Origin of the sequence: Vibrio ezurae NBRC 102218, from assembly GCF_000467185.1 — a bacterium.
Lineage (GTDB): Bacteria > Pseudomonadota > Gammaproteobacteria > Enterobacterales > Vibrionaceae > Vibrio > Vibrio ezurae.
Genome location: NZ_BATM01000021.1, coordinates 1 through 16,049 on the forward strand (window position 1 = coordinate 1; position 16,049 = coordinate 16,049).

A 16,049-nucleotide genomic window follows, 5' to 3' on the forward strand; every position below is an offset into this window, starting at 1 on the left:
TGTGGACGGTCAAGTGACGGCCACAGATGTTGATCATCGTGCAGTGCTCACTTACACGCCAGATAACTTGAAAGGGGTGTACGGTACGTTCACTCTAAATTCGAGTTCGGGCAAGTGGCATTACACATTAGACAATAACGCTCACCAAGCATTAGCGCAGGGCGAGTCTCATGTCGAAACTATGCAGGTCACTGTTACTGACGATCAAGGCGCTACTACTACCCAGCAAGTCACAGTGACAGTTGAAGGCACTAATGATAAACCAGTACTGAGTGCGGATACGCACACGGGTAGTGTCAATGAAGACGGTACTTTGTTTGCTCGAGGGCAGATTTTAGCCACGGACGCCGATCATAACGCTAAATTGACTTATACCGCAGGCAGTCATCATGGCACGTACGGTGATTTCACGCTAAATGCCGGCTCAGGTACGTGGACCTATACGCTGGATAACAAGCATCATCAAGATTTAGCCGCGGGTGAAACCCATACTGAATCTATGCTAGTAACGGTCACCGATGACAAAGGTGCAACGGTGACAGAAACCGTTGCAGTAACGGTGACGGGCACTAATGATATCCCAGTGATCACTAGCAAAGCACCCCTTGAAACAGTCAAAGAAGACGGCCTCCAATTTGTGGATGGTCAAGTGATTGCCACAGATGTGGATCATGGCGCAGTCCTGACTTATACCCCAGATAGTCTTCAAGGGCAGTACGGTACATTTGTATTAAATGCTAGCTCAGGTAAATGGCATTACACGCTAGACAACAGCGCTAACCAAGCGTTAGCCGAAGGTGAGTCTTACACTGAAACCATGCGGGTGACAGTGATTGACGACAAAGGTGCGACGGCCACTCAACAAATCACGGTGACGGTTGAAGGCACGAATGATAGACCGGTGATCACCAGCCAAGCGCAAGCTGAAACAGTCAAAGAAGATGGCGTTCAGGCTGTTGCCGGTCAAGTGACGGCCACAGATGTGGATCATGGCGCAGTATTAACGTACACCCCAGACAGTTTACAAGGTCAATACGGTACATTTCTCTTAGATGCCAGCTCAGGCCAGTGGAAATACACACTTGATAATGCGGCTCATCAAGCGTTGGCCGAAGGGGAGTCCCAAACAGACACCATGTTGGTGACAGTGACCGATGATAAAGGCGCGACGACAACGCAGCAGGTCGTTGTGACGGTTGAAGGCACCAATGACGTACCAAAACTACAGGCTGATACTCACACTGGTAGCGTCACTGAAGACGGTACTTTATCAGCCAAAGGGCAAGTGCTTGCTACTGACGTAGACCATAACGCCCAATTAGCGTATAGCACGAGTAATTCTCAAGGAGCTTATGGGGACTTTACTCTAGATCCAACATCTGGCGAGTGGACTTATAAGTTATCGAATGCTCAGCATCAAGATCTATCTGAAGGAGAGGTCCATACAGAGTCGATGTTGATCACGGTCACCGATGATAAAGGTGCAACCGTCACTGAAACGGTTGCAGTGACAGTGACGGGGACCAATGATCAGCCCGTGGTGACTTTTAAAGACAACAGCGCCGATCATACTCACGGCACACTTTCCTTTACTGATGTTGACACTTTCGATACTCATACCTACGCAGTGAGTGGTAGTACAATCTCTGGTGATACACAAACGATTGTGGGTCAATTTGGCGATCTTGTTTTAGATACTAAAACAGGTGCTTATACTTACACCCAACATCCGTCTGTTTCTGGTATGAGCATGGATGCGAATGGCGTTTATCATGGCAAAGAGTTTTTTGAAGTAAGTACGTCGGATAACCATGGTGGGACATCGACAAAATATCTTACTTTTGAACCTAGTATGGTTGCGAGTGCGCCCACAAAAGATGGGCAGCCTCCAGTATTAACTCCGGTATTGAATCAAGCTCCAGAATTGCTGGATCATCAGCCAGTGATCGCTCCGATTACCCCACCTGTCAATCAATTTGGTGCACTTACTATTGATCCGTCAAGTGATACGGGAACGAGTGACACTGACGGCATTACCAGCGTCACTACACCAAGTGTCACTGGTCATACTGATATCCCATTTTCAGTTGTGACATTGACGGATGAAAATGGCAACGTAGTGGCAACCACGACGTCCAATGCACAGGGTGACTTTAATGTCGCACTTGCTCAACTGTCCGGCAGCATTAGCGGCGATACCCATCATATCTCAGGCGTTGCGTTAGCGCCTTCAGCCACAGCATCTGTCTCTACGCCGACTCCTCTGCAATTGGTTATTGATACAGGAATTCATACGCCAAGTGTAGATATTACGGATGGAACAACACAGACGACGCAGCACCCTAATCATATTATTTCGGGGACAGAGCTCTCTAATGTTGAGATCTCTGGTGTCATCGATCATCAGGGGGTCGAAACTGACTTAACGGGTCTCACCGTTACTGATGAAAAAGGACATGTGGCTCATTTAGACCCGACTCAAGCGACAGTGGACGCCAAGACGGGTGTGTTCACTCTCCATGCCGATTTATCGTCATACGGGCTTGTTGATGGGACACTTACTGTTGATGCAACCGCTACTGATTTGGCAGGGAATACCAAACAGAGTACATCCACCGCAACTTTGGATACTCACCCAGGTAGCATTGCTATTGATGGCACGCTAAGTGGTGATAACGTTATCAATGCATTGGAGACTCAGTCGCCATTAACCGTTTCGGGAACAAGTACTGGTATTGAAGCAGGCCAGCTTGTGACGATTGATTTTAATAATCATCACTATAGTGCCACCGTGGGTACGGACGGCAAGTGGAGCACTCCAGTTCCCGCAACCGATTTGACTCAGCTTACTAATGGTTCAACGCCGGTTATTACCGCTAACGTCGCGGATAAAGCGGGCAATGCCGCCACGCCTGCCACGCATGACATGCAGGTAGACACTCACATTGATACCACGACAGTAGCACTATCCGATGGTGGTAAGGGTGCGAATTTCGATCGCGTTATTAATGCTGCGGAAAAAACGCATGCTGAAATTAGCGGCACGATAGATTCAACAGCAACATTAACCTTATTAACTATCAGTGATGGTCATAACACGATTCCAGTCCCTCTTGCATCGGTAGCCGTTACTCTTGATGGCCATTTTACCGCGACAGGGGTAGATGTCTCTTCACTTGCTGATGGTACACTGACTGTTACAGCAACAGCGGTTGATCCAGCAGGTAATGAATCGTCCAATACGGGCAGTGCATTAATGGATACTGCGCCACCAGTCGCGCCCCACATCACTCCAATTCCGGCTGGGCATGACAAAACGCCAACGCTTTCAGGTACTGGTGAAGTAGGGAGTACAATTACTTTTGTCGATGGGAATGGCAACACCCTAGGCAGCACTGTTGTTAATTCAGCGGGTACGTTTACCTTCACACCGTCAACCGATTTACCTGACGGCGGTAAGGTAACCGCAACCTCAACGGATATTCATGGAAACACCTCAGCACCAACGACGGTGCTTACTCATATTGATACTCACATCGCTCAAACTGCGGTTGATATTACCGATGGTACAACCGGTAGCACTGCTCACCCAAATCATCAGATCAGCGCTGATGAACTTCATGCTGTCTCAATTGCGGGCAGTATCGATCGTACCGATGGTACCGAAACACTGACGACATTGACCGTGACAGACAGTGCTGGAACAAAAGTGAAGTTGGATATTAAACAGGTCACTTTTGATTCAAAAACGGGCATTTTCTCAATCGAGAAGCTGGATCTAAGTGGTCATCAGTTCGTTGATGGTCAGTTAACCGTAGAGGCAACCGCTCAAGACGCTGCGGGGAATATCAGTTCAGTTCAGGGCTTGGCGACCTTAGATAAAACGCCAGGTACGCTCAGCTTTGATAATACTTTGTCAGGAGACAATATAGTCAATGCGAAAGAAGCGCATTCTCCACTGACGATTTCAGGGACGACCACAGGTATTGAAGCCGGTCAGATCGTTGATGTGACACTGGAAAGCCACACGTATCATGCAACCGTAGATGCATCCGGTCATTGGGTGACTACTGTTCCTCAAACTGATGTTGCCAAATTGCCTGAAGGTGACTTAGTCATGCAAGCTGAGGTGCACGATTTAGCTGGGAATAATACACAAGCTATTTCTCGTCAGCTATCAGTGGATACGGCGGTTAAGCCTCCAAAATCTGTGACGTTTGAAAGTACAGGTCAAGATAATCTGTATAACATCAAAGAATTGGGGCCAGACGGCACTGTTACCGCAACTATTGCGTTACCCGATGATGTAAAAGCAGGCGATGTTTTAACGATTAATGGTGTGCCGCATCCAATTACTGACCAAGATATTTTGCATACTGAAGTTACGACTCCAGTGACACCAACTACCACTGTAACGGTGTCAATTACCGATCAGGCTGGCAATACCTCATCAGATGTGTCAAATACAGCCGCGGGTTCTGATTTAACGCCACCTTCAGTGCCGGTATTATTACCGATCGCGAACGCCGATCACAATAAAGACAATACACCGGAAATTAATGGTATTACTGAAGCGAATGCCAAAGTGGATATTTATATTGATGGTACTGTTGTTGGCACAGTAACAGCCAATTCGAAAGGTTCGTTTACTTATACACCACCAACTTTACCGGATGGACTACACAGCTTTACGGCCATTGCAACCGATGCTGCAGGTAACCCATCAACGTTCAGTGCGGCAGTACAAACCACCATCGATACCACTCTTCCTGCTCAATTGGGTGTCAGTTTAGAGACCGATACTGGAGCCTCGTCGACGGATAAAGTTACTCAAACCGGAACATTACATATTCAGCACCATGAAACGGGTTCTCAAATATTGTATTCCGTGGATCATGGTACTACATGGAGCAACAGTTTCACGCCTGTTGAAGATCATAATGAAGTTGTTGTCAAACAAGTTGATCAAGCTGGAAATGAATCTAAGACAACCAGTTTAAGCTTTACGTTAGATACTCAGGTTGCCGCGCCTGGAGTGAAACTGAAGCTAGATAGTGGCTCAAGTTCTATCGACCATATTACCAAGAATGGAGACCTAGATGTGACGGGCACTGAGCCTGGTGCACATGTTGAATACTCTATCGATGGAGGTAAGCATTGGGTCGATACTATAGGCCACCAAATTGATGGGGATTATACCGTCTTGGTGCGCCAAACTGATGTCGCAGGAAACGTATCGGGCAGCACATCAATCAGCTATACCTTAGACACTCAAACTGATGTCGATGTGGCTATTTCAGACAGTTCAAGTGGTGTTTTCCATGGCAATCACTTCTTAAATAGTTATGAAATTGTACATAATGAAAATACAATCACGGGTCATATGGAGGTTGCTGGAGAGTTGACCAAGCTTATCATTTCTGATGCTCACCAGCATGAAGTGATCGTCGACTTGAATAAGGTAAATCTACATACCGATGGCAGCTTTGATATTTCGAATACGGATCTCTCTAGCCTAGATGACGGCACACTAACCGTGACGGCAACGTCAAAAGATATTGCAGGAAATACAGATACTTCAAGTGGTACTATTTTCAAAGACACGGTGAATGAAGCAACCGATGTTACCAATTCTGTTAAAGAAGAAGATATAACGACGATTTCTGGTCAGGTGAACATGGAGCCTGATGCGCATGGCAGTTCTAGCTTAGCTTTTGGTAGCAGCTCATTGTCAGGAGATATAGACGGTACTTACGGTACCTTGCACCTCAATAATGACGGCACATATACTTATGATCTGAACAACGCTGATCCTAAAGTTCAGGCGTTGGGTGAGGGCGCAACACTTCAGGATGTATTGACCTACAAAACCACCGATCCGGCTGGAAATGAAAAAGAATCGCACTTAACCGTCACCATTACTGGCACTAACGATCAGGCTGTCATTGCGGGTGTTGATACGGGCGATGTCACTGAAGGTGTCTCTCCGCAAGATCATTCGCTGTTGCAAACCGATGGTCAACTAACCATTGATGATATTGATACCAATACTCTTACCGCTGGTGGTGAAGAGCAGTTTGTTACGCAAGTTGCACCTGCATCTAATACTCATAACTTAGGCGCGTTGACGATTGATAAAGCCGGTCATTGGCAGTATCAAGTGCACAATGACGACCAAGCGGTTCAAGCACTGCAAGAGCATGATACTCATGTTGACCAGTTTATCGTGCATTCTGTTGATGGTACGGCTCATACAATCGCTGTGACTATTACTGGTACTAAAGATGCGCCGACCATTGAGGTGGCAACAGGCGCTGATCATGGTGCGGTGATAGAGCAAGGTTCTACGTCAGATGGGCATGCCATTGCAGGACAACAAACCACGACAGGTCAACTAGTCGGACATGATGTTGATACCGCAGATACTCAAGCATGGAGTATTGTTGGCACATCTGATGGCACATATGGGCATATCAGTGTCGATGCGAATGGCGAATGGACCTATACACTGGATAATGCTTTAACAGCCACTCAAGGTCTCACGCAAGATCAACATGTGACTGAAAGCTTTACTGTTAGGGTAACCGACAGTACGGGCTTAACTGCAGACCAGAATGTCGTAATTGATGTTAAAGGCAGCAATGACCAAGCCCAAATAGTGGGTACCGATATTGGCTCTGTTAAAGAAGATATTACCAGAAAACATCAGTTACATACTGATGGTCAATTGACTATTTCAGATGTGGATAGTGGTGAGGCGCATTTCCAAGCGAGCACAATGCTTGCTGGACAAAATGGGCATCATGGCACTTTAAGTATCGATGAAAAGGGCCGCTGGCATTACGTAGTGGATAACTCTCTGCAAGCCGTTCAAGAATTAAAGGAAACTGATCATATCGATGATGTGTTTACTGTCTTGAGCGCTGACGGCACAGAGCACACCATCACAGTAACCATCAATGGTACCAACGACCTGCCTGAAATTGTGAAAGGGATCGGTGATACTGGAGCTGTCACTGAAGCTGGCTCTCATGCCAATAGCAGCCACGATAAAGCAGTAGATGCAGGTATCCGCTCAACAAGTGGCACACTTACTGCGACCGAACACGATCAAGGTGACCCGGCTCATTGGGGCGTAGCTAAGCCTCAAGGTACTTATGGTCATTTATCCATTGATCCGGATTCAGGTCATTGGGTATACACATTAGATAACCTTAAAGCAGACAGTCTACACGCGAATCAAGTGGTTACTGAAACCTTTGACGTAACGGACACCGATTCCTCTAACACTCCTGTCTCACATAAAGTCGTGATTACGATTACCGGTAGTAATGATGTTCCTGTGATTACGGGAACGCGTGCTGGTTCGGTAACTGAAGCCGGTGGGACAGCGAATGCTCTGACTGGCACTCCTTCTATTCACGGCACACTGAGTGCATTAGACCCTGATAATAATGATGGAACATTAGCGTGGTCAGTACAGGGAGCAACATTAGGCACTACGGTTAAGGAAGGCACATACGGCTCTATTAGTATCGATCCGCACGGCCATTGGGTTTACACCATTGACGACAGTAAAGATGCGACTCAGGCACTTACGGGTAAGCAAAGTCCAAAAGAGCACTTTACGTTCTTAGTGACCGATTCTTCTGGACAGTCAATTAAGCAAAACGTAGAAATCACCGTGCATGGTAGCAATGATAACCCTGTGTTGTCGGCGTATTCGCCTATCACGTTTGCTGAGGATTCAACGCCTGCACACAGTCAAAGTCATGTACAAACGGTAGTCTTACCTAAAGTCACTGACGTAGATGATTCTACCTTTACCTATAGCATTGATTCACATCTAGATCATGGTAATCACAATAATCCGTGGATTACGATCGATAGTCATACTGGTGTGATTTCAGTTCATACTGATGCGAAAGATTTACAACATTTATCGGTAGGTGCAACGCATACTGAAGATGTGGTTGTTACCGTAAAAGATGCTCAAGGCGGCACGACACAGCAAACTTTGCATCTTACTATTTCAGGTACTAATGACGCACCTACGATTACCTCAGCAAAAATCACCGCAAATCAAGATGAGCATGGAAACCCTAGTGCACAAACAATTGGCAGTGATGCTCTTAATCGGGTTGATGTGATTGAAGATCACGTCGTCAGTGGTGTGGTACAGTTTTCTGATATTGATGACAATGCCGATCCGAGTCATCCAACGGGTGATACACACGAATTTTTTGTGGTTGATTCTCACGGCCACAATATCGATGTACCTGGGTTTATTCTAGACAAAAACAGTGGCTCATTCATGTTTGATACTAGTTTACCTGAGTATCAACACCTACAAGTCGGTGAAACAGAGCACGTTGATTTAAATATAAAATTGGTAGACAGATATGGTGCTGAAAGTATAAAAACATTGCACTTTGTTCTTCATGGCCAAAATGATGCACCGGAAGTGGTTCAACTACATCCGTTACAAGTATTAGAAGACACCACTTTGAAATTCTCTGTGGGTGATCTTGTGGGTGCTCAGCATCAATATATTCGTGATCCAGAAGGTGATGCTATGGCTATCTCTGAGGTCAAGGTAGTCGCTGGCCATGATGGGCATGTACATGGTGCAATAGTTGACTTGGGAATGGGGAATTATCAATTTAAGCCAGATGCGAACTATCATGGCGATGTACAGCTGCAGTATAAAATTGACGATGGCCGTGGGAGCACTGTAGTTAAAAATGGCGTGATTGTAGTGACGCCACAAAATGATGCACCAACTCAAGGTTCAACACAGCTAGCTCATGTCGCAGAGGATTCCGGAGCAATCACTTTTACTGTGCAAGAACTGCTCGCTAATATACATGACATTGACAACGTAGCTTCTTCGAACTCGGGTATTGAGCTGGTATTAGGCTCAGTTACACTAGAACATGGTGAAGGAAAGTTGGTCGATAATCATGATGATACATGGACCTTTATTCCTGATCCTGACTGGAATAGTCATAAAGGGGCTGGAGACGCTAAATTCGCATTTAAGTATATCGAAACTGGTACAGCGTTTGGTCAAGTATCCGGTGCCCCTGTTGAGTACGCCGGTGCAGCAACAATCAAAATAGATCCTGTTCAAGATCCTGCGACAATACATATACCGCGAGCACCGGGTGTTATCACTGCGGGAGGGGCTGATATTACAGGGAAATTGACGGTAACGGACCCCGATCTCAATGAGGATCACTTTAAGGCTGAGAGTAGTATTCAGGGGGCACATGGTTTTGCGAAGATTAACACCTTAGGTGAATGGCAATACCAGCTTCAAGATCAAGATCCTAAAGTTCAAGCCCTAGGTGAGGGTGAAGTACTTACCGATACCATTAGAGTCCATTCAGTGGACGGTACGGAAGCCAGTTTAGTTATTGAAATTCATGGTACTAATGATCAACCGACTATTGCGTTAGCGCACCAGATTACGGCAACTGAAGCGAATTTGGGAGATCAGTTTACGACTGAGCCTAAGCTCGTTACCGGACACTTTGCCGCAACAGATCCTGACGCACACGATACTGTTACTTTTACATTACTTGGGCATAGTGGTCTCCCTACATCTCACTTTAAAGGTAATACGGTACCGGGCCTTACTGTTCATTCCGACGGTAGTTATAGTTTTGATAGGACTGACGTTGCGTATAATTACCTGCAGGAAGGTGAAACACTGTCATTTGATATCACCATACAAGCATCTGACGGTCATGGTGGTGTTGATACGCGTGTAGTACCAATGGTCATCATTGGTACTAATGATGCGCCTGAAATCACCCAACAGATAGACAACTTAGGCACAATTGACTCAGCTCATAGCTCACTGAGATTCGATGAATCAACGTTATTGCAATCTGCGACGGATCCCGATGGAGATTTACTGAGTATCTTTAAGGTAGGCACATCGCAAAATGCGGATGTACAAGTATTAGACTCTACACTGGGTCATATTGATGAAGATGGCGCTGGTGGGTATATCTATCACCCAACTGCAAGTGCTCGTGGCAAGGATGTCGCAATATCTTATAAGGTAACAGATGGGACAGAAGTCGTAGTCGGGCATACTGTGATTCACGTAGATCCTTTGCCTACATCTACTGGCTCGCAAACGCCAACACCTACTCATACGGGTAATAATAATGTTCACTCTACCCCTCCAGTGATTACGGATACCGATGTTATATCTGGTGACTTGACAGGTGATGTAGGGGAAGATGGTACAAGTTATAAAGACAGTTCTGGACATACTCATGTGGCGGATATTGATGGCCATGTGTCAGCTAAGTCTCCATCGGAAAGTCATGCTCATGGTGTGTCGGGTGCAAACCATACACCAGGTCAGTACGGATATTTGAGTGTGACTCCTGCAGGTGATTGGCAGTATCACCTTTATTCTCATACGGGATTGACGGATCCAGTTAATCAGTTGAGCGAAGGTGAAACGCTAACGGACTCAATCAGTGTCACCAGCGCACACTCAGGACATCAAGATATTACCATTACCATTCACGGTAGTAATGATGTACCAATCATCATGGGTGTTGAGAATGTGCAAGTATTTAAGCAAGGTAGCAGCCAAGCCTTAGCTCAGTCGAAAGCGATCATTGAAGTCGATAAAATGCACCTTGAAGGTGATCTAAAAGCACAAGATCCTGATAGTAAAGACCATGTTACATACACACTTGACCCTTCAAATACAGTAGAAGGCTTCAGTATAGATCAGCACGGTCACTATCAATATACACCTACCCATAGTGACGCTGTTTTACAAGGCCTAAAACCGGGTGATACTCGCGATGTAACGGCTCAAGTACTCGTGTCTGATGGACATGGCGGTGATATTACAGTTCCAGTTGTATTGACTGTTCATGGTCGAAATACAGCGCCCACTGCGGATAAAGACGTTAGCTTAGGAAATAGTGACGAAGATCACGTAGTTCAGATCGATGGTACGTCCATAGGAACGGGTCAATTAGTGACACATGCTGGCACCGCTATTGATTTAGTCGCACTCGCGCACGCTAAAGATATCGATAATGACGATTTGCATGTAGTGAATATTAAAGTTGATGGCGGACATGGTACTTTTAGTGATAAGGGAAATGGCGTGTATGAGTTTGTTCCTGAATCAAATTACCATGGTTCCGTAGGATTTACTTATGAGATTACTGATGGCTTAGAATCTACGTCTGTTCATGCTACTTTAACGATTGATTCAGTTAATGATAAGCCAGTAGCACATGACTTTGCTCTTAAAACAACCGATGAAGATAGAGCCATTCATTTTACTCAAAATGATATTATTGGGCAGGGTACATTAGCGGCTCATGGGCACGTTGATGATCCAGATTTGGCGACAGATTCAGCAGAGAAAATTGTGCTGACAGACGTTTCTCTTGTCGATCCAACTCAAGGTACTTTAGCTTCTGACGGTAAGGGAGGATATAGCTTCACGCCAGCAAAAGACGTAAATGGTGATATACACCTTCATTACACCGTACATGATCAGCTTGGTTCACATCAAGGAGTCATCGGTGGTCAGCAGTCAGACAGCGGTACGGCTACCATTCATGTTACTCCGATCAATGACAAGCCTGTTATTACCGATTCAAAGCATGAATCATCTACTGAGGATGATAAATCTACTTTCGTGGCGGAAGGGAAACTTGATATAAGCGACGCAGATAGTGGAGAAGGACATTTTATCGCAAACAGCCATATGACACCTAACAGTGGTGGTAACTATGGTTATCTGGAATTAGATAAACAAGGTCATTGGAAATATCATCTCATGAAGAACTTTGATTCTCATATTCAAAGTTTAGCTGCCGGTGAAAAACTTCAAGAGCATTTTATTTTACATACTGATGACGGTGCTGGCACGACGCACGAGTTAGTCGTGGAGATTATTGGTACTAATGATGGTGCCCGCATCTCTGGTACCGGTACCGCCGGTACAATGAAGACAGAAGTTACTCCAAGTGTGACGGAACAACTTGGTAGCTCGGCAACCGCGACGGCAACGCCGCATGAAATCACTACCAGCGGCACATTGACTGTACATGATGTGGATAAGGGCGAGGCAGGCTTTAAAGCTCAAACATTAAATCCAACAAACTCTGGACACCATTATGGCACGCTGACTATTCAACAGTCAGGCGCATGGACCTATGTCGTCGACAATAATAATCGTGATGTTCAAGTACTTCATGAAGGTGAACAGATACAAGAACACTTTACAGTGACCTCTCTCGATGGCACCGCGACACAAGATGTGATAGTGACGTTAGTGGGAAAAAACAATGCGCCAGTGATTGCCGATATCGCCACACAGTCTACAGATGAAGGGGCAGGTGTTATTCGCGGTCAATTACACTCCAGTGATATTGACAACGATGCGGGAGCGGTGACTTATAGCTTAGAGCAGGGGGCCAAAGCGCCAGCAGGATTCCACTTAAATAGTGATGGTAGCTATACGTTCGATTCGACAGTAAATGCCTATGATGCTTTAGCAAAAGGTGAAACACTGCCAATTTCTGTAAAAGTAGTTGCAACAGATGCGTCTAGTGGCGTGAGCGAAAGCAAAGCGATCAATATTGTTGTAACGGGGACGAATGATCCTTCAGTTATCGGCGGTCAAGATACTACCACGGTTACTGATGCTAAAGATCTATTGGACGGTGCCACCTCTCAACCACAAACGTTAACGGTTGCTGATGTCGATCACAATGAAAATAGCTTTATAGCAGAGACGGACTTAAAACCGCATACTGCGGCAGCAAACGGTCTATCACAATCAGCGTATGGGCACTTATCTATCAATAGCAATGGTCAGTGGCAATATCACGTAGATCATGCTGATAAGGTACGTAACATCCCAGACGGACAGCAAGTTATTGAAACATTTACTGTTCAATCTAAAGACGGTACCAATCATACCGTTACCGTAACGTTAGAGGGTAAGAATGAAGCTGCGCAATTTGCTGGGCAACTCACAGGTAATGTCACCGATGGTCATAGTACAACGGCGGCAGGTACCCTGACTGTCACCGATGAGGACCACGGAGAAACAGGTAAAACAACAGCTGAAACGAATATTCAACCAAGTAGTACAACGGATAGCAAAGGCCATTCTACGAATGCTTACGGTCACCTTGATATTGATGAGCAAGGACAATGGACCTACACCGTTGACAATCAAAAGGCATTGCAAGCACTGCCAGAAAATAGCGCAGTGAAAGAAACCTTCCATGTGCATGCCGCTGATGGTACAGAGCACGATGTGGTTATTACCTTAACTGGCACTGATGACGCTCCAACTATCACGGGATCACATGCCGTTGATGTGACCGATACCGCTTTGCAATCAAGCGTGAAGCACTTACATGTGAGTGACGCTGATACAGGACAAAGTCACTTTAAGGATAATAGTCATGTGAGCGCGGACTCTAGTACCGCCTCTGGTGGCGCGGATCAAACTCACCATGGTGCATACGGACATTTATCTATTAAGGCAAATGGTAGATGGCAATACCATGTGGACGATGCTGATGCGGTGAAAGCCATCCCTGATGGAGAAACTGTCACGGAGACCTTTACAGTACACACTGCGGACAGTACTACGCAAACCATTACCGTTACGTTAGAGGGTAAAAATGAAGCTGCAACGTTTAAAGGTGACCTCGATGGTACTGTCACTGATGGACAAAGTACCTCTGTAACAGGCACTGTGCAGGTATCCGATGTCGACTACGGTCAAGCTGGACTTACAACCGCTCAGAATCATTTGGCACCATCGAACACCGATATTCAACACCATACTGGACTTTCGACTAATGCTTATGGGCACCTTTCTGTTGAAAGTAATGGGCATTGGGCCTATCACATCGACGATACCGCAGCGTTTAATTCGATAGCTGACGGCCAAAAGGTAATAGAAACTTTTGCCATAGAAGCAAAAGATGGCACTCATCATAATATTGTAATTACTTTGATTGGCAGCAATGATGCGCCAACGGTCTCAGGCGCTGTGGCGATGCAGCAACGTGGCACCGAAGATAGAACTATTACCTTAAACCAAAGCCAACTATTGTCACATGCTGTCGATGTTGATAATGCCGATCATTTAACGGTGGTGAATGTTCAGGCGTCGCACGGCACGATAAAAGTAGACCAGCACGGGAAAATACTTTACACGCCAGATGCCAATTATCATGGTTCAGAGACCTTTACTTATGATGTGAAAGATAGCAAAGGTGCCACAGTGCATACCCAAGCTAGCATGCAAATTGATTCTGTCAACGATGCTCCAACTGTGGCTCATAGCGTAACTTTGACAGGCATTAACGAAGATACTCATAGCAGTATTGATGCTTCGGCGTTATTAGCAGGAGCAAGTGATGCCGACCATGATAGCCTATCAATACTGAATAACTCAGTATCTGCCGATCATGGACGAATACAGTATGATTCGAATAGCCATACCTATACATACCGTCCGAATGCAAACTTTCATGGGCAAGATACTTTACATTATCAAGTATCCGATGACATTGGGGGGACGGTTGCACAGACCGCTACCATAGATGTTGCCAGTGTGAATGACAGTCCGACAGTCTCTAATAGTGTCGCACTTCCTGCTAGCGCAGAAGACACGAGTGTAACGATCACAACCACGCAACTGATTGCCAATGCGCATGATGATGATGGTGATACGTTACATATCAGTCAGTTAACGGCAAGCCATGGCTCTTTGCTCGACAATCACGATGGCACTTGGCGCTTTACACCAGACCAAAACTACAACGGTAGGGTGGATTTGAGTTATCAAGTTGATGATGGACACGGTGGTCAGATTGCACAAAGTGCAACCATGACTGTGACTCCTGAGAATGATGCGGCGCAAATTCAGCTCAATGCCGCCGTCGATGTAGATAATGCCCATAACCTGATTACGGGCGGAACATTAACTATCAGTGACCCCGATGGTGCGGCCGAAGAAAGCTTTAGGCCTGAAACAGGCTTACAAGGGCAATTTGGTGAATTGGAAATGTCTGCTGATGGTCAGTTTAAGTACACCTTAAATTCGCATCAGCCTGCTATTGAGCAGTTACCGTTTGGGCAAACGACAACAGATTCGGTAACCGTTCACTCCCAAGATGGCACTGAATATGTTGTGGTGGTGAATATTTCTGGCCAGACTGAGCACGCGCCAAGTGTGAGCCAGCATGTGCCGATTGCGCTGACAACCAGTGAACATCACCAGTTCTCTTCGGCGGATTTTGCGTTTAATGATGCCGATGGTGATGCGCTGGATCATATTACGATCACTCAGTTGCCAACTCATGGTGAATTAACGCTACATGGACAGCAAGTACAAGCAAACCAATCAGTGAGTGCTCAGGACATTGATCAGTTGCTGTTTACCGCTGATAACCATGATACAGGGCCTGTGACGTTTGATTTTACGGCAAGCGATGGTCATAGCGATTCGGCGCAAGCCAGTATGACGATTTCGGTGTCACCTGCGCCTGTGACAACTCCGCCGATCACCCCTGCATCACCAATGCCTTCGGTATCTTCTGATGAGCCAGTATTTGATACGCCGATAGAAACCGTGTCGATAGAAGACCCGTTATCTTTGGAGTCATTAGCCGCGTCAAGTAATGACGGGCATCCTATTGATGGAGCGCAGGCGTACTTAGATCAATTAGGAGTCAGTGATGACATCGCCGCAGGTCAATCTTTTACCGATCACCAACCTTCTGGAGATTTGGATCTTGTATTAGCTCAGGCTGATACGGTTACTGTAGATGTTGACGGAATTATAGTTACGCCAACAGAGGCTGATTCTGCCAGTGTTATCGACGATGAGCACAAACAGCATGATGATATACACCAACAAGAGATGCACCAAACCGAAGTGCATCACCAGTGGGATGACAGTCATCATGGCTAGAAATAGGGTGCCGTATTAGAGGTTTAAAAGGTACGTGAATATCGTTGCG

Annotated in this window: 1 protein-coding gene; it reads left to right on the forward strand. The window is 45.9% G+C overall.

The window, feature by feature from the left end; translation table 11 throughout:
* Positions 1-13 precede the first annotated feature (13 nt).
* Positions 14-16,000, forward strand: a complete 15,987-nt coding sequence (locus VEZ01S_RS16745; RefSeq protein ID WP_217994655.1) for a VCBS domain-containing protein — start codon at positions 14-16, stop codon at positions 15,998-16,000.
* Positions 16,001-16,049: the final 49 nt, after the last annotated feature.